Origin of the sequence: Streptococcus sp. CF8_St5-11, assembly GCF_024295625.1 — a bacterium.
In the GTDB taxonomy this organism is placed as follows: domain Bacteria; phylum Bacillota; class Bacilli; order Lactobacillales; family Streptococcaceae; genus Streptococcus.
Genome location: NZ_JANCOJ010000001.1, coordinates 110,035 through 136,047, shown reverse-complemented (window position 1 = coordinate 136,047; position 26,013 = coordinate 110,035). Strand labels below are relative to the sequence as shown.

At 42.4% G+C, this 26,013-nt stretch carries 23 protein-coding genes and 2 pseudogenes; 21 read left to right on the top strand and 4 right to left on the bottom strand.

Annotation, left to right across the window (positions count from 1 at the left end):
* The first annotated feature begins 10 nt into the window (after positions 1–10).
* Positions 11–946: an N-acetylmuramoyl-L-alanine amidase family protein gene (locus NMM13_RS00675; RefSeq protein WP_195189532.1), complete on the top strand. Its 936-nt coding sequence runs from the start codon at positions 11–13 to the stop codon at positions 944–946.
* A 189-nt stretch (positions 947–1,135) separates the two neighbouring features.
* Positions 1,136–1,600 carry a hypothetical protein gene (locus tag NMM13_RS00670; RefSeq protein WP_254726870.1) on the top strand — a complete coding sequence of 155 codons (465 nt, stop codon included), beginning with the start codon at positions 1,136–1,138 and terminating at the stop codon, positions 1,598–1,600.
* Positions 1,601–1,709: 109 nt separating this feature from the next.
* Here NMM13_RS00670 and birA read toward each other — a convergent pair whose 3' ends face one another.
* The 3 genes from birA to NMM13_RS00655 all read right to left on the bottom strand — a co-directional run bounded on the left by birA (position 1,710) and on the right by NMM13_RS00655 (position 4,568).
* Positions 1,710–2,645, bottom strand: coding sequence for a bifunctional biotin--[acetyl-CoA-carboxylase] ligase/biotin operon repressor BirA (birA, locus tag NMM13_RS00665; RefSeq protein WP_155169532.1), 936 nt, complete (start codon positions 2,643–2,645; stop codon positions 1,710–1,712).
* 14 nt (positions 2,646–2,659) lie between these two features.
* Positions 2,660–3,667: a LacI family DNA-binding transcriptional regulator gene (locus NMM13_RS00660; protein WP_254726868.1), complete on the bottom strand. Its 1,008-nt coding sequence runs from the start codon at positions 3,665–3,667 to the stop codon at positions 2,660–2,662.
* 67 nt (positions 3,668–3,734) lie between these two features.
* Positions 3,735–4,568, bottom strand: a complete 834-nt coding sequence (locus tag NMM13_RS00655; protein WP_049491927.1) for an AraC family transcriptional regulator — start codon at positions 4,566–4,568, stop codon at positions 3,735–3,737.
* 161 nt (positions 4,569–4,729) lie between these two features.
* On the opposite strand from NMM13_RS00655, the gene NMM13_RS00650 reads away from it, so the two are divergent.
* The 18 genes and pseudogenes from NMM13_RS00650 to NMM13_RS00565 all read left to right on the top strand — a co-directional run.
* Entirely contained in the window at positions 4,730–6,892 is a 2,163-nt protein-coding gene (locus tag NMM13_RS00650) for an alpha-galactosidase (RefSeq protein ID WP_254726866.1), read from the top strand.
* Between the two features lie 14 nt (positions 6,893–6,906).
* The gene (locus NMM13_RS00645; RefSeq protein ID WP_049499208.1) at positions 6,907–8,166 is read left to right on the top strand and encodes an extracellular solute-binding protein; all 1,260 of its coding nucleotides are present in this window, start codon (positions 6,907–6,909) and stop codon (positions 8,164–8,166) included.
* Between the two features lie 13 nt (positions 8,167–8,179).
* Positions 8,180–9,046 (top strand): carbohydrate ABC transporter permease, encoded by an 867-nt coding sequence (locus NMM13_RS00640; protein WP_000757161.1) that lies wholly within the window; start codon positions 8,180–8,182, stop codon positions 9,044–9,046.
* A gap of 13 nt (positions 9,047–9,059) precedes the next feature.
* Positions 9,060–9,893 (top strand): carbohydrate ABC transporter permease, encoded by an 834-nt coding sequence (locus NMM13_RS00635; RefSeq protein WP_021153463.1) that lies wholly within the window; start codon positions 9,060–9,062, stop codon positions 9,891–9,893.
* A 126-nt stretch (positions 9,894–10,019) separates the two neighbouring features.
* On the top strand, positions 10,020–11,462 hold the full coding sequence (gene gtfA / locus NMM13_RS00630) for a sucrose phosphorylase (RefSeq protein WP_254726864.1): 1,443 nt from the start codon (positions 10,020–10,022) through the stop codon (positions 11,460–11,462).
* Positions 11,463–11,587: 125 nt separating this feature from the next.
* Positions 11,588–13,999 carry a glycoside hydrolase family 3 N-terminal domain-containing protein gene (locus tag NMM13_RS00625; protein WP_254726862.1) on the top strand — a complete coding sequence of 804 codons (2,412 nt, stop codon included), beginning with the start codon at positions 11,588–11,590 and terminating at the stop codon, positions 13,997–13,999.
* A 252-nt stretch (positions 14,000–14,251) separates the two neighbouring features.
* Complete coding sequence (locus tag NMM13_RS00620; protein ID WP_254727607.1) at positions 14,252–15,418, top strand: galactokinase; 1,167 nt, start codon at positions 14,252–14,254, stop codon at positions 15,416–15,418.
* Positions 15,419–15,427: 9 nt separating this feature from the next.
* A complete protein-coding gene (locus NMM13_RS00615) occupies positions 15,428–16,087 on the top strand; it encodes an HAD family phosphatase (RefSeq protein ID WP_254726860.1) in 660 nt (219 codons plus the stop codon).
* On the top strand, positions 16,084–17,556 hold the full coding sequence (galT, locus tag NMM13_RS00610; protein ID WP_254726858.1) for a UDP-glucose--hexose-1-phosphate uridylyltransferase: 1,473 nt from the start codon (positions 16,084–16,086) through the stop codon (positions 17,554–17,556). Before NMM13_RS00615 ends, galT begins: the two co-directional genes overlap by 4 nt.
* A gap of 63 nt (positions 17,557–17,619) precedes the next feature.
* Positions 17,620–18,618 carry a UDP-glucose 4-epimerase GalE gene (gene galE, locus NMM13_RS00605; protein ID WP_118095322.1) on the top strand — a complete coding sequence of 333 codons (999 nt, stop codon included), beginning with the start codon at positions 17,620–17,622 and terminating at the stop codon, positions 18,616–18,618.
* Positions 18,619–18,745: 127 nt separating this feature from the next.
* Positions 18,746–19,330, top strand: coding sequence for a DUF1307 domain-containing protein (locus NMM13_RS00600; RefSeq protein WP_045759595.1), 585 nt, complete (start codon positions 18,746–18,748; stop codon positions 19,328–19,330).
* Positions 19,331–19,626: 296 nt separating this feature from the next.
* Positions 19,627–20,010, top strand: a complete 384-nt coding sequence (locus tag NMM13_RS00595; RefSeq protein ID WP_134974568.1) for a hypothetical protein — start codon at positions 19,627–19,629, stop codon at positions 20,008–20,010.
* Between the two features lie 198 nt (positions 20,011–20,208).
* Complete coding sequence (locus tag NMM13_RS00590; RefSeq protein WP_254726856.1) at positions 20,209–20,853, top strand: hypothetical protein; 645 nt, start codon at positions 20,209–20,211, stop codon at positions 20,851–20,853.
* The gene (locus NMM13_RS00585) at positions 20,840–21,286 is read left to right on the top strand and encodes an NADAR family protein (protein ID WP_368077068.1); all 447 of its coding nucleotides are present in this window, start codon (positions 20,840–20,842) and stop codon (positions 21,284–21,286) included. The genes NMM13_RS00590 and NMM13_RS00585 overlap by 14 nt, the downstream gene beginning before the upstream one ends.
* Positions 21,287–21,418: 132 nt before the next feature.
* Complete coding sequence (locus NMM13_RS00580; protein ID WP_049506594.1) at positions 21,419–21,841, top strand: hypothetical protein; 423 nt, start codon at positions 21,419–21,421, stop codon at positions 21,839–21,841.
* Positions 21,842–22,039: 198 nt separating this feature from the next.
* Entirely contained in the window at positions 22,040–22,279 is a 240-nt protein-coding gene (locus NMM13_RS00575; RefSeq protein ID WP_141754482.1) for a hypothetical protein, read from the top strand.
* Between the two features lie 156 nt (positions 22,280–22,435).
* Positions 22,436–22,645, top strand: coding sequence for a hypothetical protein (locus tag NMM13_RS00570; protein ID WP_031573799.1), 210 nt, complete (start codon positions 22,436–22,438; stop codon positions 22,643–22,645).
* Between the two features lie 6 nt (positions 22,646–22,651).
* Positions 22,652–23,026: pseudogene (locus NMM13_RS00565) on the top strand (transposase); the annotation flags it as partial.
* A 120-nt stretch (positions 23,027–23,146) separates the two neighbouring features.
* On the opposite strand, the gene gshAB reads toward NMM13_RS00565, so the two are convergent.
* Positions 23,147–25,411 carry a bifunctional glutamate--cysteine ligase GshA/glutathione synthetase GshB gene (gshAB, locus tag NMM13_RS00560; RefSeq protein WP_254726854.1) on the bottom strand — a complete coding sequence of 755 codons (2,265 nt, stop codon included), beginning with the start codon at positions 25,409–25,411 and terminating at the stop codon, positions 23,147–23,149.
* 324 nt (positions 25,412–25,735) lie between these two features.
* Here gshAB and NMM13_RS00555 point away from each other — a divergent pair.
* Positions 25,736–25,998, top strand: a pseudogene (locus tag NMM13_RS00555) (IS3 family transposase); the annotation flags it as partial.
* Positions 25,999–26,013: the final 15 nt, after the last annotated feature.

The window sequence follows — 26,013 nt, the reverse complement described above, 5'->3', positions numbered from 1 at the left end:
GGAAATGAAGATGAAAAAAGCAACTAAGTGTTTGCTAGGTGGGGCATTAGTAATATTACTTTTAACTCCAGTATCTCAAGTAAAGGCTGATTGGCATCAAGATAATATTGGTTGGTGGTATTCACTAAATAATGGTTCTTATTATAAAAACCAAGAAGTTTATATCGACGGTAAAGACTATAAGTTTGATAGTAGAGGATATATGATAACTGGTTGGCAATATAATGTGTATAATGGTGGAGATTACTCTGGGTGGTATTATTACGATCCTGTAAACGGTGATAAAAAAATGGGCTGGCAATTGATAGATGGGAAATGGTATTACCTTAGCGCATTTGGAGCACGTTTTGGTGGTCAAAATATAGATGGAAAACAATATTATTTCGACCCAGTTAATTGTGATATGAAAACTGGTTGGATATCTTATCCAGGATATTCTGGTACGGAATGGAATTATTACGACCCTGTAAGCGGAGAAAAAGCTACTGGTTGGAGAAATATAGATGGGAAATGGTATTACTTTCTCCCTCACGCGTTAAAAGGTTTCCAAAAGATAGGTGATAAAAGATATTATTTCGATCCAGTTAATTCCGATATGAAAACGGGCTGGATATCTAAACAAGGATACCCTGGTCTAGAATGGTATTATTACGACCCAGAAAGTGGAGAAGGATTGTCAGGTTGGCAAACTATAGATGGGAAAACGTATTGCTTTGACGAATTTGGTAAGGCATTTGTAGGTCAGAGGACATTAATAGATGGAAAACGCTATTATTTCGACCCAGTTACACGTGAATTGATAACAGGATGGGTTGAATTATCTGGACTCAAATATTATGCAGATCCTAACGATGGTGGTGCATTTGCAAGTAATAAAACTCTAATTATAGACGGTGTTTCTTATACATTCGGTAGTGGCGGCTATGTTATTAATAATGAGCCTTAATTGATTAACGCCTCAAAAGTTGGATTATTTCTAGCTTTTGAGGTGTTTTTAATTATGATAATAACAGACCACCCTCGAGGTGGTTTGTTCTATACTAGACATACATCGAAGCGGAGCTAGAAAAGAAGTGAGGAAAGGAGGATGTCTGTGCTAAAAAAAGGATTGATCTTTCTATTATTATGAATGACTGTGTTAGTAGCTTGGCTTCTCTTTGTTCCGGATGAACAACCAGCTCCAAATTTTTCATCTAAAAATAAAATTGAATTGCTGGCAAGAATACTTGATCATCGTAATGCCAATACCATTAGAGAAGCTGGCTATGGGATTCCTTCAGACGCAGAGATCAGACGTGTGGGTGGCATAGACCAACTGGAAATGGATGGGGATTTGAAATGTATGGTAAGAGTTCCTAGTTCAGATGACAATAAAATCTTGATTACCTCTTCAACGATCATTGAAGGTGAAAAAATAGATGTAGCCTTTTCATTAGATAAAGAGTGGGGATTACTACATGCTAGTTATTTCCATATTGAGAAAGATGGGACCACTAACCGAGTTGAGGTCAGTGATTCTCAGCAAAAAGAGCTCCTAGAAAAAGTGCAGAAAGAATTAAATCGCTTTGTTGAAAAAATGGAGCAAGAGCTAAAGCCGTAACTAGTTATGGATATCTTAAAAAGAATGAAGTTCCGTAGTTTTTGGGTAGAAGGAGCTTTCAAAATAGATCAAAAAAACCACCCTCGGGTGGCTATTTCTATACATCATTTCACCATTTCGTCAAGGAGATTTCGCCACTATTGAGCCAGATTTCTTCTTGATTGTCTAATTGGACCAAGAGTTGGCCGGTATCAGAGATGTCTTTGGCGATGCCCTGATAGGTCTGCTGATTTTGCTCAAAAGTGACAGTTCGGCCTAAGACCAGGGAGCGCTCTTTATAGAGGTAGACCAGTTCATCGATATCCGTTTGGAAGAATTCTTTCCAGATCTCACTGATGAGGTCATTGCGGGTGATGGGACAAGGCCCTTCAAATAAGGAACCAGCCTTGGTTTGTAGCTCATCTGGAAAAGTAGGGATGGCTAAATTGAGACCGACTCCGATAATAACATCCGTGACGAGACCAGTCTCGATGGACGTGATAGCTTCGGTAAGGATTCCCCCAATTTTTTTATGGCGGTAGTAAATATCATTGACCCACTTGATATCGATATTGATCAGGGTCAGGTTTTTAATAGCCTTGTAGATGGCTCCAGCGACCATGAGGGTATATGGGGGGAGCTCCGCAGGGGGCAGTTGAGGCTTGAGATGAAGGGACATGTAGATGCCCCCTTGATCAGGGCAGTAGTAGTCCCGACCGAAGCGGCCCTTTCCAGCGGATTGCGAATTGGCTAGGTAGAGAGCCCTGCCCTCTTTATGGGCTTCCATGCCTAATTTTGCGTCCAATTGGGTAGAATGACATTCTTCATTCAAAGTAACGGTCAACTGGGTATTGCTTGCGATGACCTCAGGAAGCAGAATATCGCCTGAAACCAGTCTATAGCCCTTCTTTTTTAGGGATTCGATGACGACCCCATCTTTTTCCAGGCGCTGAATAGCCTTCCAGATGGAGGTGCGGGAAACGCCTAATTCTTTTGCTAGTTGCTCTCCGTTGACATAATCATCTGCCTGAGAAAGGGTTTGAAAGAGGATTTCGTGTGTTTTCATAAGATTAAGACCTCCTAGCGACTGCTGTCTCGAATCGTCAGTTTGGTGGCTAATTTGACCATGCAGGGAACACTTGGTTGACTCCCTTGAAAGGTTTGCCGCAACATCTGAATGGCTTGCTTGCCCATTTCTTCTGTGTAGACGGTCACTGTAGAGAGGGCAGGAAAGACATACTTGGCGATGGAAGTATCATTGAAGGAAATGATGCTGACGCGATCTGGTACAGCGATTTGATGCTCCTGAAGGGACCGAAGGGCCCCAACAGCTATGGCATCACTGGCCATGAAAAAGGCAGTTGGCAAGTCGTCGCCCAGTGCTTGAATCAGCTGCTCCATCATCTGATATCCCGACTCAGTCGAGAATTGACCAACAGAGACAAAGCGCTCCTCATAAAGCCCTTTTTCTGTGAGATACTGTTGAAAAGTTCGTTGACGGGGATCCATCTGTAGCGGTGTCGCATCTGCCGTCTCTTCCTGCCCGACCAAGAGCCCAATCTCCTTGTGGCCATGATCAAGGAAATACTCGAGAGCGGTGATGACAGAATCTTCTAGATCGGTCGTCACACAGGAATGCCCTAGATAGAGGGTATTGCTATCGACAAAGATCAGGGGTTTGCCGTAGCTTTCTAGATCTCGAATGGTCTTGGGACTGAATTTCCCAAGAGCGATAATGCCGTCTGCCTCTTGAATCAAGGACCAATCGTCATTATTAAAGATACGAAAGATCTCATAGCCTAATTCCTGGGCTTGTTTTTCTAACCCCATCCGAATGGCATAGTAGTAGAGGTCATCTAATTCTTCTTCGCGTGTGTACCATTCAAAGATGACGATTTTATGAAAATCTTCAACTGGTTGAGGCACTGTTTTGCGGCTTTTCTTTTGGTAATGCAGGTCCTCAGCGATGCGAAGAATCCGACTGCGCGTGTCTTCGCTGACCGATAAGGTCGCATCCTGGTTGAGAACGCGAGAAACCGTTGCCTGAGAAACGCCTGCTTTTTCCGCAATGTCTTTAATCGTTGCCATAGTTCATCCTTTATTGATTTCTACTTCCAGTATACTCTAAAAACTAGTAAAAAGAAATAAAATTTTACTAAATTTTATGTTTGTTGCGATATTGGCTAGGAGTCAGTTGGCTATATGCCTTAAAAGCCTTTGAAAAATAAAGGGGGTCTGAAAAGCCAACCGAGTAAGCTACAATCTTAATGCTTTCGTCCGTATTGGTCAGTAACTGTTGGGCACGCTGCATGCGGACCGAGTGCAAGAATTCCTTGGGAGAGATCTGGTGAAACTCCTTAAAGACAGTTGTCAGATAGGAGCGATGAACATTGAGGTTATCAGCGATCTCTTGAATACTCAAGTGCTCTTTATTGTAATGCGTCTCAATCACATGCTTGCAGGTTAGGTAGAGTTGATAGGTTGGAGATGGATGGCTTCGATGGATATCGGGAGCTACTTCACTGATAAGAAATAGCAGTTCATAGATCTGTGAGAGTAGGTGGAGTTGGTAGTGAGAAGTCATTTTCGAAGCCTCTGCCTTGTGGACGAGTCGCTCCATAAACTGGCCGATCTTTTCTGTTTCCACTTCTGTTTTCTTCAGAAAACCTTTTGCATGCAGGGTTGAAAAACGCATGAAATCACTCACCTTGGTGCCACTAATACCGATCCAGTAGTAGGACCAAGGTTCTTCGGCATCGGCCTTGTAGTAGGTCACCATATTTTTAGGGAGGAGAAAGAGATCCCCAGCCTCTAGCTGGATTTCTTTCTTATTGAAGTGAAAGACTCCCTTCCCTTCTGTAATAAAATGCAGGACAAAATTATCTCGGACGCTAGGGCCAAATTCATAGTTCTTCGGGCAATCTTCGTAGCCATAAAAATCAAGGGCTAGGTCAATGGTATCGGTTTGGTATTCAGAAAAGACTAACATAAGGAAACCTCCTACCTAACATTTTACCATATATGTCCAACAAAATTCTATTTTAGTAAACGTTTACATTATGTAAAATAAAGACATGTGAAAAAAGAAAGTTATTGGAACTGAATTTAAAAATACATAGTGATATTTTTTCGGGTCCAATGGAGGAAGACATGGCAATTCGTATCGAACAGGATTTGTTCTATGTAGAAAGTAAGGGACTGAGCCTGATCCTTGAAAATCGAGATGGCTACCTAATGCTCAAGCATCTGGGACGTCCGATCCCATCTTATCATTTTTCCAATACAGTGCATGAGAAGGATCATGCTTTCTCTGGAAATCCAACACCTGACAATCGAACCTTCAGCTTGGATACCCAGCGTCAGATCCTAGGACAGCACGGGCTTGGAGATTTTCGAAAGCCGTCTATTCAAATCCAGCACGGTGCCACAGAGGTGACGGATTTCCTCTATGTCGGAGCCAATATCTACTCTGGTAGTGTCGAGGCGAATGGTCTTCCCAATCCCCATACAGTAGATAGCGCTGAAACCTTGGCTTTGGTCTTTGAAGATGATCAAGCGGCCCTTCGTTTGACCCTCTATTACACAGCCTACGAAGATCGGGCAACCATCACCAGCTTTTCAAAGATTGAAAACTGCAGTGATGAAACCGTCGTGATCCATAAGGCCCTTAGTGTGTTGGCCGATGTCCCGGCCAGTGACTATGATGTCATCACCCTTCAAGGGGCCTATGCGAGAGAAAAAACAGTCCGCCGTCAGCAAGTGGAACAAGGAATCTTCTCCATCAGCTCCAACCGTGGTGCTTCTGGACACGCGCAGACCCCAGCCCTCATTCTTGCTGAGCATGAAGTGACCGAAGATGCCGGCTCTGCCCTTGCCTTCCAACTGCTCTATAGTGGGAATTTTGAAGGATTTGTTCAAAAGAATCAACTCAATGAAGTTCGCGTTGGATTGGGAATCAATCCAGAAAACTTCTCCTGGGAGTTAGCGCCAAATCAGAGCTTTGATACACCAGTGGCCATGATCAGCTACTCCCATAAGGGATTGACCGGTCTCAGTCAAGAGAGCCAAGCATTTGTCCAAGACCATATCATTCCTAGTCCCTTTGCCTATAAAGAACGTCCAATTCTTATCAACAACTGGGAAGCGACCTACTTTGATTTCAAGAAAGAAAAATTATTGGAGCTGGCAGACGAGGCTCAAAAAGTGGGAATCGAACTCTTTGTTCTTGATGATGGCTGGTTTGGCAATCGCTATGATGACAATCGGGCTCTCGGTGACTGGACTGTCAATGAAGAAAAATTAGGAGGAAGCCTAGCAGAACTGATCCAAGGCATCCATGACAAGGGACTTCAATTTGGCCTTTGGGTGGAGCCAGAAATGATTTCTGTTGATAGCGACCTCTATCGGGCTCATCCGGACTGGGCTATTCAAGTCCCAGGCTACGAACACACCTATTCACGGAATCAACTGGTGCTCGATTTCGCAAATAAAGAAGTGGTTTCTTATATCAAGCAGGTCTTGGATGACTTACTTGGAAATCATGAGATCGACTATATCAAATGGGACATGAACCGCAATATCACCAAACTTGGAAATGGGAAAACCTACCTTGAAACCAAGATGCAATCCCATGCGTATATCTTAGGTCTCTATGAAGTGGTTTCTTACTTGACAGAGAAGTACGAGAACATCCTCTTTGAGTCCTGCTCCGGAGGTGGTGGCCGCAATGACCTCGGTATGATGCGTTACTTCCCGCAGGTATGGGCGAGTGACAATACGGATGCCATTGCCAGACTTCCGATCCAGTACGGTTCTAGCTACCTCTATCCTACCATTTCTATGGGGGCTCACGTATCAGCAGTGCCAAATCACCAGATGGGACGGATGACACCACTTGAAACGCGTGGTCATGTAGCCATGATGGGAAATCTGGGCTATGAATTGGATCTAACCAGTCTTCCACAAGAAGAGTTGGATCGGATCGCAGCTCAAGTCACACATTACAAAACGATTCGACCACTTGTTCAATTCGGAAAACACTACCGCTTGATCCATCCAAGACAAGGTAGCAATCAAGCAGCCGTCCAGTTCACTTATCAAGATCGCACAGTTGTAACTTATGTACGGGTCTTATCAACGGTTGAGGAGATCGAGCCGACCCTGAAACTCAAAGGATTGGAAGAAGATGCGCTCTATCGCTTAGAAGGGACGGACCAAGTCTATTCAGGAGCTGAGCTCATGTACGCCGGCTTAACCGTCGTTCTTCCTCAGGGAGATTTCCTCAGCAAACAATATGTTTTTGTCAAAAAATAAAAGGAGACAGCCAAATGAAATGGTATAAAAAAATCGGACTTCTTGCGACTACAGGCCTAGCCTTGTTTGGGCTTGGCGCTTGCTCCAACGATGGAAAATCTGCGGATGGCACAGTGACTATCGAGTATTTCAACCAGAAAAAAGAAATGACCAAAACCTTGGAAGAAATCGCGCGTGATTTTGAAAAGGAAAATCCAAAGGTCAAGGTCAAAGTTGTCAATGTACCAAACGCTGGTGAGGTGTTGAAGACACGTGTTCTCGCAGGAGATGTGCCAGATGTAGTCAATATTTACCCACAGTCCATCGAATTGCAAGAATGGGCGAAAGCGGGTGTCTTCGAAGATTTAAGCAATAAAGACTATCTGAAACGTGTGAAAAACGGCTACGCTGAAAAATATGCTGTCAACGGAAAAGTCTACAACGTTCCTTTCACAGCCAATGCTTACGGAATCTACTACAACAAAGATAAATTCGAAGAATTGGGCTTGAAGGTTCCTGAAACTTGGGATGAATTTGAACAGTTAGTCAAAGACATCGTTGCCAAAGGACAAACACCATTTGGAATTGCAGGTGCAGATGCTTGGACGCTCAATGGGTATAATCAATTAGCCTTTGCGACAGCAGCAGGTGGCGGAAAAGAAGCCAACCAATACCTTCGTTATTCTCAGCCAAATTCCATTAAATTGTCTGATCCGATTATGAAGGATGACATCAAGGTCATGGATATCCTTCGCATTAAAGGTTCTAAGCAAAAGAACTGGGAAGGCGCTGGCTATACAGATGTTATTGGTGCCTTCGCGCGTGGAGATGTCCTCATGACACCAAATGGGTCTTGGGCCATTACCGCTATCAATGAACAAAAACCGAAATTTAAGATTGGGACCTTCATGATTCCAGGAAAAGAAAAAGGACAAAGCTTAACCGTTGGTGCGGGAGACTTAGCATGGTCTATCTCAGCTACTACCAAACATCCAAAAGAAGCCAATGCCTTTGTGGAATACATGACCCGTCCAGAAGTCATGCAAAAGTACTATGATGTGGACGGATCTCCAACAGCGATCGAAGGGGTCAAACAAGCAGGAGAGGATTCACCGCTTGCTGGGATGACCAAATATGCCTTTACGGATCGTCACTTGGTATGGTTGCAACAATACTGGACCAGTGAAGCAGACTTCCATACCTTGACGATGAACTATGTCTTGACAGGTGATAAACAAGGAATGGTCAATGATTTGAATGCCTTCTTTAACCCGATGAAAGCGGATGTGGATTAGGAGTAGAGAGACGATGAAAAAAGTATTACAAAAATATTGGGCATGGGCTTTTGTGGTCATTCCCCTCTTATTACAAGCAATTTTCTTCTATGTGCCAATGTTCCAAGGAGCCTTTTACAGTTTTACCAACTGGACAGGTTTGACCTATAACTACAAGTTTGTCGGCTTGAACAACTTTAAGCTCCTCTTTATGGATCCAAAATTCATGAATGCTATTGGCTTTACTGCGATCATCACGATTGCCATGGTAGTTGGTGAGATTGCCCTTGGGATCTTTATTGCGCGTGTCTTGAACTCAAAGATCAAAGGCCAAACCTTCTTCCGTGCTTGGTTCTTCTTCCCAGCTGTTTTGTCTGGTTTAACAGTGGCGTTGATCTTCAAACAAGTCTTCAACTATGGTCTACCAGCGATTGGGAATGCCCTTCATATCGAGTTTCTCCAAACCAGTCTTTTAGGGACTAAGTGGGGAGCAATCTTTGCGGCTGTCTTTGTCCTTCTTTGGCAAGGGGTGGCCATGCCCATCATTATCTTCCTAGCTGGTCTGCAATCTATTCCAACCGAGATTACAGAAGCAGCAAGAATCGATGGTGCGACGAGCAAGCAAGTCTTCTGGAATATTGAATTGCCTTACTTGCTACCAAGTGTCTCTATGGTCTTTATCCTGGCCCTAAAAGGTGGGCTTACCGCCTTTGACCAAGTCTTTGCCATGACTGGTGGGGGTCCAAACAATGCCACAACCTCACTTGGACTCTTGGTTTATAACTACGCCTTTAAAAACAACCAATTCGGTTATGCCAATGCCATTGCCGTAATCCTGTTCTTCTTGATTGTAGTGATTTCGATCATCCAATTGAGAGTATCTAAGAAATTTGAAATTTAAGAGGAGAAGCACGATGAAACAAGATGAAAGAAAAGCCTTGATTGGCAAATACATTCTATTGATTCTAGGATCGGTTCTGATTTTAGTACCGCTCCTTGCCACCCTCTTTAGTTCCTTCAAACCCACCAAAGATATTGTAGATAATTTCTTTGGATTTCCAACGAACTTCACATGGGACAACTTTAGCCGTCTCTTAGCTGATGGCATTGGAGGCTATTATTGGAACTCTGTTGTCATCACTGTCTTGTCTTTACTTGCTGTGATGATCTTTATCCCTATGGCAGCCTACTCCATTGCACGTAATATGAGTAAGAGAAAAGCCTTTACCATCATGTACACCCTCTTGATCCTTGGGATTTTCGTACCTTTCCAAGTCATCATGATTCCGATTACGGTTATGATGAGTAAACTCGGTTTGGCTAACACCTTTGGTTTGATCTTGCTCTACTTGACCTATGCGATTCCACAGACCCTCTTTCTCTATGTAGGGTATATCAAAATCTCGATTCCAGAAAGTTTGGATGAAGCAGCAGAGATCGATGGGGCTAATAAATTCACAACCTATTTCCGCATCATCTTCCCAATGATGAAACCGATGCATGCGACAACGATGATTATCAATGCCCTTTGGTTCTGGAATGACTTCATGTTGCCACTCCTTGTCTTGAACCGCGATTCAAAAATGTGGACCTTGCCTTTGTTCCAATACAACTATGCAGGTCAATATTTCAACGACTACGGACCAAGCTTTGCTTCCTACGTTGTCGGTATTATCAGTATCACCATTGTCTATCTCTTCTTCCAACGCCATATCATCGCAGGAATGAGCAACGGCGCAGTGAAATAACAAGATACAAAGGGACGATTCAGCTTGCTGATTTCAATCGTATCCTAGGAAGTAATTCTAAAATAGAAAAACTCATGAAAGCCAGGTCCTCAAAGACTTGGCTTTCAAAAAAGAAAGGGAACCATTATGCCAATTCAAAACAAAACCATGTTAATTACTTACTCAGATAGCTTAGGAAATAACCTTAAGGATCTCTATGAAAATCTGGAGAAATATTTTGGAGATGCAGTAGGTGGAGTACACCTCTTACCATTTTTCCCATCAACTGGTGACCGAGGCTTTGCGCCTGTAGACTATGACCAAGTGGATCCAGCTTTTGGTGATTGGGAAGATGTCAAACGCTTGGGCGACAAGTACTATCTCATGTTTGACTTTATGATCAATCACATTTCCCGTCAGTCTAAATACTACAAAGATTATCAAGAGAAGCATGACCAAAGTGCTTACAAGGATCTTTTCCTAAACTGGGACAAGTTCTGGCCGGAGAATCGTCCGACTCAAGCAGATGTGGACTTGATTTATAAGCGCAAAGACCGAGCTCCTAAACAAGCTATCACTTTTGCGGATGGGACGACTGAGCATCTCTGGAATACATTTGGGGAAGAGCAGATTGACCTAGACGTGACCAAGGAAGTGACCATGGACTTTATACGCAAGACCATCGAACACCTGGCAAGTAATGGTTGTGACCTCATTCGCCTAGATGCCTTTGCCTATGCAGTGAAGAAATTGGACACAAATGATTTCTTCGTGGAGCCAGACATTTGGGATTTGTTGGATAAGGTGCGCGATATGGCAGCAGGCTACGGTGCTGAGCTTTTGCCAGAGATTCATGAGCACTATTCTATCCAATTTAAGATTGCCGATCACGACTATTATGTCTATGACTTCGCGCTACCCATGGTAACCCTCTATACCCTCTATAGCTCAAAAGTGGAGCGCCTTGCCAAGTGGTTGAAGATGAGTCCGATGAAGCAGTTCACGACGCTGGACACCCATGACGGGATTGGGGTGGTCGATGTCAAGGATATCTTGACTGATGAAGAGATTGACTATGCTTCAAATGAGCTTTATAAGGTTGGGGCAAATGTTAAACGCAAATATTCAACAGCAGAATACAACAACTTGGACATCTACCAAATCAATTCGACCTACTATTCTGCGCTTGGAGATGACGATCGTAAGTACTTCCTAGCCCGCTTAATTCAAGCTTTTGCACCAGGTATTCCACAAGTTTATTATGTTGGATTCCTAGCTGGGAAGAATGATTTGGAACTCTTAGAAAACACCAAAGAAGGCCGCAATATCAACCGTCATTACTACAGCAATGAAGAAATCGCTCAAGAAGTAGAGCGACCAGTCGTGCAATCCCTTCTCAAGCTCTTTAGTTTCCGGAACAACTCGCAAGCTTTTGACTTAGAAGGAAGCATTGAGGTGGAAACACCAGATGAACATACCATTGTCATCACGCGCCAAAATAAAGACCAAACTGTCACAGCAGTAGCCCGAATTGATCTTGCTGAGGGCACTTACCAAGTGACAGAAAATGGTCAAGAAATGGTGTTTTAAAAAAATATGAACGAACTAAAGGATAAGTAAAAAATGCTTATCCTTTTTCTGTTTTAGATATTGCAACCGTTTACAAAACTATAAAACAATGGTACAATATCTATTGAAAGAAAGGAGGTCGCTTTATGAAAAAAATCATTTATCCATCTGCGGCCCTATTAACGGCTTTTGCTCTATTATCCGTTCAAACAGCAAAAGCAGACACAGCTCAAGTGTCGGATCAAGCCAATGAACCGGCAGCAACAGTAGAAGAGGTGGTGGCTTCTCCAACGCCAGAAAACACCACAGAAAATCAGGGGGAAGTGGCCGAAACACCGACTTCAACAGACCGTGCCGCTGTCCCTGCTGCTTCTCCAACGGTAACATCAACAGAGACGGCATCTCCTGAAGTGGAAAAACTGATTGAAAACATGCCACTCAAACAAAAAGTGACCCAAATGATCATGCCGGACTTCCGTAAGTGGCAGGAGGCTAATCAGGAGTCGCCACAGGATCTCACCAAGGTCAATGCTGAAGTAGCAGATGCGATTGATAAATATGATTTTGGAGGCGTCATTCTTTTTGCTGAAAACGTCAAAGAGACCAAGCAGACCCTGGCTCTGACGCAAGATATGCAAAAGGCAGCGATTGAAAACAAAGCCAATAACGGGAAGATTCCGCTATTATTAGCCATCGACCAAGAAGGGGGGATCGTCTACCGCTTGGGGACAGGTACAGCCCTTCCTGGCAATATGGCCATTGGGGCTACCAATGATCCCAAACTAGCGAAAGAAGCCGGTCAAATCATCGGACGTGAACTTTCTGCGCTAGGCTTGAATGTGGACTTCGCTCCGGTTCTAGATACCAATAACAATCCTCAAAATCCTGTGATTGGGCTTCGTTCCTTCTCATCTGACCCAAATCGGGTTGCCTATCTTGGTATTCCGATGATGAAAGGCATTCAGGACTACAATGTGGCTGTAGCAGCCAAGCATTTCCCAGGTCATGGAGATACAGCGGTCGATTCACATACGGGCCTGCCATTGGTGGATAAATCTCTTGCTGAGCTTGAAAAATTGGAACTCCTTCCATTCAAAAAAGCTATGGATGAAGGGGTCGACCTCTTGATGACGGCTCATATCCAATACCCGCAGATTGAAAAAGATCAGGTTGTGTCAAAAGAAACGGGTGAGAAAATCTATGTTCCAGCTACTCTATCTGATGATATTTTAACGGGCTTGGTACGTAAGAAATACGGCTATAAGGGCGTGATTGTCTCTGATGCCATGGGAATGGATGCTATCGCTAAGAACTTCGGTGAGGTGGAAGCTGTGAAGATGGCCATTAAAGCCGGAGTTGACCTGGTCTTGATGCCAACGACCCTTCGCAGCAAAGCCGATTTGACCAAGATTGATACCATTGTCAATGCAGTGGTAGATGCGGTCCAAACCGGTGACATCTCAGAAGAACGCTTAAATGAGTCGGTTCGTCGGATCCTGACCCTCAAAGAAAAACGTGGGGTCCTGAATTTTGATCCAAGTGTTCGGACGGCTGAAAAAGCAGAAGAAGCAGTCGGATCTAGCCTCAACCGTGACTTGGAACGCAAAATTGCTGCAGCAGCGGTGACGGTTGTAAAAAATGAAGACAATACCTTGCCATTTAAGGTGCAAACAGGGGACCATGTCTTACTCTTAGGAGCTTTTGAAAACGAAGTTCCTGGACTCGATTTGGGTATGCGTCGCTTAATTGATGACGGAGTGCTTCCAAAAGATACCTCCTTTGTGGCCAAGAACTTCACTAAAGAATCTACCCTTGATAGTCTAAAAGAAGACCTAGAGAAAGCCACTCACATCGTAGTGATTTCAGAGATCGGTTATGAAGGGCATCTAGATAAAGATTTCTGGCGGACCAAGATCCCAACTGAAATCGTCAATTATGCCAATACCAACCATAAGAAGGCAGCAGTCCTTTCTATCTCTAAACCTTATGATGTAGCCAACTATCCAGCAGCCAAAGCCATTTTGGCAGTCTATGGAAATAAGGGAATGGATCCAACGGAATCCCTCAAACCAGACAATGCATTTGGTCCTAATATTCCTGCAGGAGTGGAAGTCATCTTCAATGGCAAAGAACATCTAGGTACCTTGCCGGTGGATATTCCAAAAATTGTAGACGGAAAAATGTCGGAAACAGAGTACGCCTACCGCATTGGTCATGGTCTCTTCTATCCAGCACCGGCACCATTGCCAACACCAGAAACCCAAGATCCAACTTCACCAGTCCAAGATCCAACCCATCAGACACAACCAGTAGAGGTTGGTAACACAGGAACTCAGGTCCTTGTTAGCAAGCAAGAAAAAGCTAGCACTCTTGATGCTCCACAAGTTATTCCGATCGCTGTGAAACAAGCCACTGATCAGGCTCCTGCAAGTGTTTCAGCAAGTCCTGCATCATCGGTATTGCCAAAAACCGGTCAAACAGGGAACCTCTTCTCCCTCATGGGCATCAGCCTCTTAACCTTCCTTGGATCTTTTGTCTATCCAAGAAAGAAACACTAAAGGATTCAGAATCTCAATTGGGTGATTTCCCAATTGAGATTTTTTGGTAAAAGTTTACTAAAATTAACTCGAGATGGCAATGATGGAATAGAAGTTGTAATCGGAGGAAAACCCTTTGTTATCGCCTTTCTGGGCATAAAATAAAAAATTAATAAAATTTTACTAAAAACACTTGAAGTTTTACTTGTGATCAGATATAATACAAGTATAAAAACGTTTACAAAGCTAAAGGAGTTTCTCATGACGACAACAATCACATCTCAAGATTTACAAGCAAAATTCCAGGCTGTTTTTGGGGAAAAGGCTGACCACACTTTCTTCTCACCAGGACGGATTAATCTGATTGGTGAACACACGGACTATAATGGTGGCCATGTCTTCCCAGCAGCCATCACACTTGGTACCTACGGAGCGGCAAGAAAGCGCGAGGATAAGGTCTTGCGTTTCTTCTCAGGAAACTTTGAAGACAAGGGGATCATTGAAGTTCCACTTGAAAATCTCCACTTTGAAAAAGAGCACAACTGGACCAACTATCCAAAAGGCGTGCTCCACTTCTTGCAAGAAGCTGGTCATGTCATTGATAGCGGTATGGATGTCTATGTCTACGGCAATATTCCAAACGGATCCGGTCTTTCTTCTTCAGCATCGCTTGAGCTCTTGATTGGCGTCATCGCTGAGAAACTATATGATCTTCAGTTAGATCGTCTAGATCTGGTCAAGATCGGCAAACAAACTGAAAATCACTTCATCGGAGTCAACTCTGGGATCATGGACCAATTTGCCATCGGTATGGGAGCTGATCAACGGGCTATTTATCTCGATACCAACACCCTAGAGTATGATCTGGTACCGCTGGACCTCAAAGACAATGTCGTAGTCATCATGAATACCAACAAACGCCGGGAATTAGCGGATTCAAAATACAATGAACGTCGTTCAGAATGTGAAACCGCCGTTTCTGAACTCCAAGAAAAATTGGATATCCAAACCTTAGGGGAATTGGATCTCTGGGCTTTTGATGCCTACAGCTTCTTGATCAAGGATGAAAATCGCATCAAACGAGCTCGCCATGCTGTACTTGAAAACCAACGGACCCTCCAAGCTCGTAAGGCACTTGAAGCAGGTGATTTGGAAGGCTTTGGCCGTCTCATGAACGCTTCCCACGTATCCTTGGAGCATGACTACGAAGTGACAGGTCTAGAATTGGATACCTTGGTGCATACAGCCTGGGAACAAGAAGGTGTCTTGGGCGCTCGTATGACAGGAGCAGGCTTTGGTGGTTGCGCCATCGCCCTTGTAAACAAAGATAAAGTTGATGCCTTTAAAGAAGCTGTCGGCAAACGCTATGAAGAAGTCGTTGGCTATGCGCCTAGCTTTTATATTGCAGAAGTTGCGGCAGGGACACGGGTTTTAGACTAGGTGATAATAATGGAAGCTGTAATATTTGATTTAGATGGCTTATTAGCCGATACTGAAATCATTTCTCTAAAAGTTTATCAAGAATTGCTTAGAGATTTTGGAATTCCTTTCACAGAAGAAACTTATTCTAAAGACTACAGTGGACATAGGGAAGAGGAAAATGTTCAACGATTTTTGGATACCTATGATTTACCTTGGAATTTCGAACAAACTCTGGCTAAAGTTTATGAACTAGAAGCTCGAATCTTAGCCCAAGGTGTTCATTTAAAAAAAGGTGCTAAAAATTTGCTTACTTTTTTGAAAACAGAGGGCATTCCAATCGCCCTAGCAACTTCAAGTGTTGAATCTCGGGCTAGAATGATCTTGGATAGCAATGGGGTACTGTCCCTATTTGACCATTTAGTTTTTGCAAAAGATGTCAAACGAAGTAAACCTTACCCAGATATATTTTTAAAGGCTTGTAGTGATTTGAATGCTTTACCAGAGAATTGCTTAGTGCTAGAGGATAGTGAAGCAGGGATTGAAGCAGCCTATCGGGCTGGAATCCCAGTCATATGTGTTCCAGATTTAAAAGTACCAGCACAGTCTTTCTTAACTAAAGCAGAACAAGTTTTCCAGGATTTGGATGCTGTCAGAGACTATTTAAAACGTAAGAAGGAGAATCAATGAATCAGGGAATTTTGGATGCATTTGTCACAGCCGTCATTGCGGCAAGTGACTACGAAGAGATGGATCGGATTTATCTAAAAAATCGCATCATGAGTCGCGTTGGAGAAGAAGGGCTAGATGCTCCAGCCCAAAAAGAAGAGTTGATTGCGCTCAAAGATCAGCTGGTAGAGATCGCTGTTGCAAATAGCAAGATCCAGGATAGTATGGCCACCAAGGACAGCTTGGGTGCAGAGTTGATGGATTGGATCATCCCTAGCCCTAGTCAGGTCAACCATCGTTTCTGGGAGACCTACCGTCAGTCCAAAGAAGACGCGATTGCGGATTTCTATGCCCTCTCTAAGCGCAATGATTACATAAAAGTCAAAGCCATTGCGCAAAATATTGCCTTTGAGGCAGAAACTCCCTACGGTTCTCTTGAAATCACCATCAATCTGTCAAAACCTGAAAAAGATCCTAAAGACATTGCAGCGGCCAAACTTGCCAAAGCCAGTCATTATCCAGCCTGCCAATTATGCTTTGAAAATGAAGGCTATCAAGGTCGCCTAGACCATCCAGCTCGGGTCAATCACCGGATTATTCGCTTTGATATGGACGGTCATGACTGGGGCTTCCAGTATTCCCCTTATGCCTACTTCAATGAACACTGCATTTTCCTCGATAGCCAACATGTTCCCATGGCCATTAGCCGCAAGACCTTTGAACGACTCTTGACCATTGTCGAGACTTTCCCAGGCTATTTTGCAGGGTCTAATGCAGATCTGCCCATTGTAGGGGGATCCATCCTGACTCATGACCATTACCAAGGCGGACGGCACACCTTCCCTATGGAGCTAGCTCCTGTTGAGGAAAGCTTTAGCGTTGAGGGATTTGAGGCTGTATCGCTAGGAATTGTTAACTGGCCCATGTCGGTTCTTCGTCTGCAATCAGATGACAAGGCGCAATTGATTGCCCTGGCAGACCATATCCTAACAGCCTGGCGAGGCTACTCGGATCCAGCCGTTCAAGTCTTAGCGGCATCCGACGGTCAGCCCCACCATACTATTACCCCCATTGCACGGATTCGAGATGGGCGTTATGAACTGGACTTGGTGCTCCGTGACAACCAAACCTCACCAGAGCATCCCGATGGCATTTATCACCCACATGCGGATGTGCAACACATCAAAAAAGAAAATATCGGCCTGATCGAAGTCATGGGCTTGGCTATTTTGCCACCTCGCCTCAAGGAAGAGCTCAAGCAGGTTCAAGACTATTTGCTTGGACGTGAGAATACTGTGGCGACCTACCACCAGCCTTGGGCAGATGATTTGAAAGCCACTCACCCAGCCATCACAGACGAAGCAGAGGCAGAAGCCCTTGTCCGTGAATCAGTCGGCCAGATATTTGCGCGCGTGCTGGAAGATGCTGGAGTCTACAAGAGAACAGCAGAAGGACAAGCTGCCTTTAGACGCTTTGTTGCAACACTTTAAGTGTGGAGAAGCGACATAAATTTGGTACAATAAGAGAGAAGACAAGAAGCGAAAGGAAAACAAATGGCAATACTCGTACTCGGAGGAGCTGGCTATATCGGTTCCCACATGGTCGACCGTTTGGTCAATGAAGGACAGGAAAAAGTCGTGGTGGTCGATAGCCTGGTCACAGGCCACCGTGCAGCGGTGCATCCAGATGCCGTCTTTTACCAAGGAGACCTGGCGGATCAAGACTTTATGCGCACTGTTTTTAAGGAACATGCAGATATCGATGCGGTCATCCACTTTGCGGCCTACTCACTGGTCGCGGAGTCCATGGCCGATCCATTGAAATATTTTGACAACAATACAGCAGGCATGGTCAAACTCTTGGAAGTCATGCATGAATGTGGGGTCCACTACATCGTCTTTTCTTCAACTGCTGCCACCTACGGCATTCCAGAAGAAATTCCGATTCTTGAAACCACTCCACAAAAACCGATCAATCCTTATGGCGAAAGCAAGCTCATGATGGAAACCATCATGCGCTGGGCCGATCAAGCCTACGGGATCAAGTATGTTCCCCTTCGTTACTTTAATGTAGCGGGTGCCAAGCCAGATGGATCCATCGGAGAAGACCATGGACCAGAGACCCATCTCTTGCCGATCGTCTTGCAAGTGGCCCAAGGCAAACGCGAAAAGATCTCTATTTTTGGAGATGACTACCAGACACCAGATGGCACCAATGTTCGGGACTATGTCCATCCATTTGACTTGGCAGATGCCCATCTTTTAGCAGTGGAGTATCTGCGTAATGGCAACCCATCTACAGCCTTTAACCTGGGCTCTTCGACTGGATTCTCCAATCTTCAAATCGTTGAAGCAGCCCGCAAGGTGACAGGGCATCCGATCCCACTTGAGCTGGCCGATCGCAGACCAGGAGATCCAGATACCCTGATCGCATCCTCTGAGAAGGCGCGTGCCATCCTCGGCTGGCAACCAAAATTTGACAATATCGAAACCATCATCCAAACAGCCTGGGCTTGGCATTCCAGCCACCCAGATGGCTACAATGATCGATAAGGAGGGACTGCGAACATCATTTTTGAGGCTTTTCTAATAACATTTAAAACGACAGTTGATCTTGCTAAATGACTCGTTTCAAACGTCAGTCATTTCCTTAACCATCATAAAAAGTGAGGTATTCAAAATGAATAAAACCACAAAAATGTTAGCCGTCTTCTTGACAGCGGGTCTTCTTTTAGCTGGTTGCGCACAAAAAGAGACTACAAAATCTACTAGTCCATCGTCTACTAAAGCAACTAGTAAAGCAACAAGCAAATCATCCGCTAAAGAGAAGACAAAAGAGTCATCAACTGATGAAAGCAAAAAAGAAGATGCACTAGCAGGTGCACAAAAAACCGTTCTCGAAACGAGTGATGAAGCAGGTAAGTCAACTATTACATTGTATTACAAGGGAGATACCTTGTTATTACAAGAAAAAGTTGATGATTACGACGTCTCAAAAGTGCCTGGTGAGAACCCTCTTGAAACCATGAAAGAAGCCGTTGCTAAGAGCCAAGAAAAATTCAAAGATCTGATGGGCCATGGATTTGAACTAACATCAGAATACAAAGACGGAATCTTTTATATCCGCAATACCATTGATTACACAAAAATCGATTTTAATAAATTAAAAGAAATCGTACCAGGATTTAATCCCCTAGATGACAAAACAGTCAGTTATTCAGTAACGAAAGACAGTCTTATCAAGGGCGGAATGGTAGAAAAATAAACCAAAAAGAGAGCAGCTCAGTTTGCTGCTCTCTTTTTGGTTGAGTATGAATTCATGGGCATATTTTGGTAAAATAGGATTTAAACAAAAGTGAGTTTAAAGAATGATTGGCAAAGGAATAAAGAAAATCCTTAAACTAAATTCTATTCATATATTTTAAATAGTAAGGCGGTTGTAAAATGACGAAAGCCCTATATATTCAAATAATATTCACCTTCACAGCTTTTTTTGGCTTCCTCCTTTTAATATATTTTTTATTCTATAAAAGGGAGAAGAATATCCAGAAATATTCAACTATGCAAGTTATTGGAGAAGTGGTTAAACATAGTTATTTAAATGGTTCGGATTTAGCTGCCTTACCAGTTGTTGAATATGTGGTAGAAGGAAAAATATATCAAAAACGTTTCTCTTATTCAACTTTTGAAACAACAACTTCGAAAAAAGCGAAAGCTGACGTATTTGATACAAAATTTATCAGAAGTCCTTATCATGTATTAGATTTAAGAAAAATATTCCCAATTGGTTCTAAAATGACGGTATGGTGTAATCCCCAAAAACCTAAACAAGGCTACGTTGAAAGGTATCCAGGTCATGACAGAATCTTACGATTACATATCATTATTTTTGGTACTCTCTATATATTATTGATTGTGATAGTTACTTTTTTCTATGTCATGTAACGGAATAAGAGAATGCAGTTTACTTCCAATTTGAGGAAGAACTTTTAGGAGGCCCTTGCTTTATTCCAACTGAAGAACTATATAAATTAGTGATTGAGTGGAAAGAAATGGAAGATAACATACGTAGTGGGGAAGATAGTTTTCCTGTGACTTTAGTGGATTGACGTTGAAAATAATTCCCAGAATAATGGAGAAGTGATGAACAATAAAGAATTTGAAGATTTATTTTATAAAGTCCCTGAAGGGGTTGATTATGCAGATCTATTGGAAGATGTTGATCTAGAAGATGTTCCCGAAGAAACGATTCAAAAGTTGACTTCATTATTGTCTAGTGATGATGAATTTTTGCGTTATAAATCCTCTAGATTGTTGACCATTTGGGGAATCAGAGAAGGCTTTGATGTCTTGACACAGATGTTCAGTCAAGGGCAATTAGAGTGGATGATTTCGCATCGTCTGTATGGCTATGATGATACCAATCGGATCATATTAGATGCTCTTATTAACTATTGGGCTAATCAGTCAGATAGAGGTAATGGCGATCAAGCGAGGAAAGATATATTTCCTTATGTCTGTCAAATTATAGAGCAGGCTGGAAACAGTTATTATGATATTTCATATTTTTACTACTTAGTTGAGGGTAATGGTTTTTCTGAATACATCCCCTACTTGAAACACTTCCTTGCAACCATCTTGGACAAATCGGAAGATAATTATTGGCGAATTCATGATACATTGAAGCTATTCCTCAAGGTAGACCCTGATTATGTGACACAGTTATTAAAAGAAAAGCAAAAATCATTAGAAGATTTTGGAATCGAGGTTAAAGGTGAAAGAAATTAAATTTTATAAAGTAAATGATGATTATGGTTTTATGTCTGATTTCGCTCCCTACCCTTTTTCAGATGGTAGCAAAATCTGGCCAACATCAGAGCATTATTTTCAAGCGCAAAAGTTTTTAGTGCCCCAAATTCAAGAGAAAATTCGTCAGATAGCATCTCCGATGGATGCTGCTTTAGAGGGACGTAATCGTCAAAATCCCTTGAGACCAGATTGGGAAGAGGTCAAAGATAAAGTGATGCTCCAGGCCCTTCGAATGAAATTTAGCCAAAATCCAGAAATCGCGAAAGAATTGCTCGCGACAGGAGATGGCATCCTCATCGAACATACACGAAATGACGACTACTGGGCTGATGGAGGAGATGGCTCTGGGAAGAACAAGCTAGGCCTTCTCTTAATGCAAGTACGGGAAGAGTTGAAAAACTCTATCCTGTAAGATCTCTCCTCTAGCTATTCCATTTAACAGTCTGGGTTTGGTATAACAGTCAACTAGATAGTTACAATGATCAACAGGAGATATTCCTGAATGTGTAATGAAAGATATTAGTACAAAGAGCGGAGAGCATACATGGAACATAGTAAATTAGAATGGGAAGATGTTATCCAGTTTGAAGAAGTAGAAGGATACGGGAAGTCAATCTGGAAAAATGAGGACAAATATTATTTAGTTTTAGAAGAGGGAACTGTGGCTTCTTGGTTAGCAGTCTATGATTTACCCCAAGAATTATTCTCTCTATTAGATAGTGGAGAGAGATCACTACTCGAAATATCTTGGAAGATTAAGCATGATTCTTGGCCACCGACGGAAGAAGAAAAGAGGGCTAGTGAGAAACGTTTCATAGAAGAGAGTCCCACATCATTAATTGATATACCTGAAACTAGAGAATTATTTACTCAGGAAGAGCTAAAAAGATTAATTCCGATTGCTGAGCAAATGTGGATTGACTGGAGAGGTAAACTTCCAGATGATTATGTATCACCATTGAAATAGCTTGTAAGGAATTTGTTTATACACTATTAGTTGTAAGCAAGTTCCTGTTTTTACTTTAAGTGGACTAAATGAATCGCTCCGAAAATGTGTCCAAAATATTGACAGAATTCCATTATTACCAAATCAATGGCCATTAGACTGGATAGTGAATATAGGAATTGTACCAAGTTGATGTTTTGAATTATGAAAAATAAATATATGAAATATACAGACAAATTACAAGATTTAATTGACTTAGAATATCCAAGTCAAAAGTTATACCCGGGAATTATACAGGATATATATAACTTAACTAAGTGTATAAGAAGAGGAGAAAATATCGGTGACATTAATTTTTTTAGTTTAGCAAGAAGATTTATAGATGAAACTATGGATTATAAAAGCGAAATTTTAGTAGTCTTAAAACAATTAGAGAAAGAGTTAAAAAAAGAAAATTGATGGACAATAGATTAATTGATTAGATAATGAACCTAAGAATATGTTATGATAAAAGTATAGAGATACAATTATTTAAAGAATTATTACAGACAAAATTTTTGTGCCCTATCAGTATTGATGATCACCAAATATTAATACAAAGAGCGGATAATGTTCATGAAATATAGTAAACTAGGCTGGGAAGAAGTTAGTAAGTTTGAGGAAATAAAAGGTTATGGACAACATATTTGGCGACATCATGAGAAATATTTTTTTGTTACAGATGAAGGGGGAATAGCTGAACAGAGGGTAGTCTATGAATTACCATTAGAACTATTTCAATCACCCTACCAAGTTTTTCTGAGTTACTTGAAAAGTCTAACTTAATTTGACAATTTAGGCAATAAAGAAATCCTAGACAAGCTTTTGAGCTATTCAGAAGACTTGAAATACCACTATAATCTCTATCAGCTCTTGCTTTTTCACCTTCAGAATAAGGAACTAGAGAAATTTTTTGGACTCATTGAAGACAATATAAAGAAGGTTCATTCTCTTTTTCAGACTGTCTTTAAAACATTTCTAAAGGACAAAGGGAAAATCATCAATGACCTTCAGTTATCCTATTCCAACGCAAAATTGGAAGCGACTAATAATCTCATCAAACGCAATGCCTTTGGTTTTCGGAACTTTGAAAACTTCAAGAAGCGAATTTTCATCGCTCTGAATATCAAAAAAGAAAGGACGAAATTTGTCCTTTCTCGAGCTTAGCTTTTCTTCAACCCACTAAAGTTGACAAAGAGCTGTAGATTTTAGGTATTTACCTTGTCTACTTAAGAGGTATCATATCATCGAGATAAAGGTGATTTGTTTGTTCCTAAGAATTAGGTTTTAGGTTTGACTTGTGGCAACTTCTGGAAAAAGCTTGTCTAGGATTTTTGGAGTGATAGCTTGTCCAGGACCTTCAGCACAATAGGTGTGAATATACATAGCGGGATTGAAGTTGAGCTCGATACAAGTGAAATGAGGTTTTTCCTTGCTAGCAGGCTGAGTTTTATCTGGAATGATGAGGTCAACCCCGCAAGCCCAGGCCCCCATGCTAGTTGCCATAGCTGCTGCCAATTCTTGGTAAGAGGAATCTATTGTCTCAGTGATATCAATAGAGTCACCACCCGTAGAGATGTTGGAGTTACGGCGGAGATTGACCTTTTTCCCTTCTGGGAGAATATCATCAGGTGCATAACCTTGCTGAGTCAACATCAATTGTTCGATGTCTCCTAGCTTAATGATTTCCAGAGGTGAGCGGTGGTCACGGCCTCGCAATGGATTGGCATTTTTCTGAGCGACTAATTCACGAATGGTGTGTTTGCCATCACCGACAACATTAGCAGCAACACGAAGGAGGACAGACTCACAACGCCCGTCCAGAATGAAGAAACGGTATTCGGTTCCTGGGATAAATTCTTCAACAAGAACAGCTGTATCTTCTGCAAAGGCAATCTCGAGAGCTTTCTTATAGTTATCAAGGCTGGCAGGCTCTTGGAAAATGGAAATGCCCAGCCCGAAGTTGGTTGATTTTGGTTTAACCACAATTTGCTTGCCCTTGATAAGAGGATAGTAGGCTAGACCTTGTTCTAGACTGGTAAATTCGTCGCCGGCAGGGACAGGGAAGCCAGCATCAGCCAGGATTTTTTTGGTCACGGTTTTATTAGCCATGGCAAGAGGAACTACATAGTTGTCTTTTGAGGTCATGTTACCATTTTTGACGTACTCAACATGATCTTTATGCCAGAGTTTAAGGAATTGATCCTGCTCATCTAGGATTTCAAAATGAAGCCCTTTTTGAATGGCATCAAAGAGCAGCATCTGGGTAGAAAGTTCCATCTCCTCATAACCCTTAAGGGCATAGTGGGCAGTCCAGTCGTAATCATGATAGGCAAGCGCCTTGTCAAGGGCAAAGTCAGAAAGGGACTTGTCTTTGATATGAGGAAGAAGTTGAGCAGCTAGTGTCTGACTGGAATCTGCAAAGGCATCTTTAACTTGTTTGACCAGCCCTTGATGATAGTCACCAAGCCCAAAATGTTGCACCAGTTGGTCTAGAGCTGTCGTAATGTTCTGAGTTTCAGCTTCAGAAGGTAGAGGTTCTAAAGGATGAGAGAGGGCAATTTTTTCATTCAGCGCGTGACCTTGAGCCAGAGCCTGATCAACATTTTCAGGGGCATCCAGCCAGAGGAAGGCTAGAAGGAGTAGGTGTACGGTATCCATGGTAGTTTGGCTAATACCGATACGCTCAAAGGGGTTGAGGTCGAAGTTACGGAATTCCAGGTAGGTGATTCCCTTGTCAAGGAAGGAGCGATTAACCTTTTGTCCACGGAAACGAACAGCCGAGTAAAATTCCTTTTCCGCAATCAAATCACCTTGTTCGATATAGTTTTCAATGGCAGAGACATAGTCTTCTAGGCTTGCAAAAGATACTTGTATTTCTTCCTTATTGACATAGCCGTGGTCACTGTTACGGAAGGAACGCACAGGTTCTGGAACTTCTTGGTCGAAGAAGCCTTGCTCAGCAATAGGTGCAGCCCCAAAAAGATAGGTAATCACCCAACGGTAGCGCAAGTAGTTTTGAGCCAGCTTAAGATAGAGGGCGTTTTTGAAAGCAATTATATCAATCTGGTCACTTTCTTGGAATAGGGCTTCAACCAAATCTTTCCCTAGTTCCATATTATAGTGGATACCTGAGATAGCTTGTAGTTTAGTTCCATATTTTTCGGCCAGGTAGTTACGATAATGGCGTTCAAATTCATTTTCCAGTTGGGCAACTTGGATTTCTTGGGCGTTGATACGAGGAGGCATGGACAAGGGCCAGAGAAGTTCATCTTTACTGATGGAACGTCCAGCTACATCGGTAATGGCTCCAAGAAATCGACGAGCCTCAGTGGTAGATTTAGCAACTGGTGTGATGAGTTCCATCTGAAACTCACAAAAATCTGTTTGAATATAAGGGTGGAAACTTCGAGCTCCTAGACATGAAGGGTGAGGCGTATGTGCTAATTTTCCCTGTCTATCGACACGAAGACTTTCGCGTTCAATTCCAAAGTTAGCTTGAAGGATAGGGCTAGTAGGCTCCAGCTTTTGAAGCAGTTGATTTATAGTCATAGGGTCACCTTTTCATCTAATGTTAGTGATAGTCTATTATAAATAGGAGAAGAAAACAACTTTCCGCTACGGTTAAGGGGAATTTCCGAATGTTTCAGATAAGAATTCTTAAAACCAGTTGTTTTTTAGCTCTATTATATGCAAAAATTGTAAAATACCCACTGATTTTTATGTAAAATGTTATTTCTCTTGGAATTTAAATCAAATTAGCCTATACTAATGACGTATATATGAGAACGAAAGAATCCCTAGGGTCGGCACTGCACCCATAAAATGAGACACAAGAAAACACTCCTGTTGAATTCTGGTAAACTAGAAACAGGGGTGTTTTGTTATGGTCAAAAAGCATATTCAGTAGAAACTAAGCAGCCTGTATCGAAATGAAGAAGGCAGGCAAATCAAATAAAGTTATCATGGATACCCTCAGCATCAAAAATGCTAGTCAGGCCAAGACTTGGTGGCAATGGTATCAGAATGATGAATTGTACCGTTTCCACCAACCTGTGGGGAAACAATATACTTATGGTAAAGGGATGAAACAATTATCTGAAGTAGAACAGTTACGTTTGCAGGTAGAATTACTAAAAAAGTATCAGAACTTG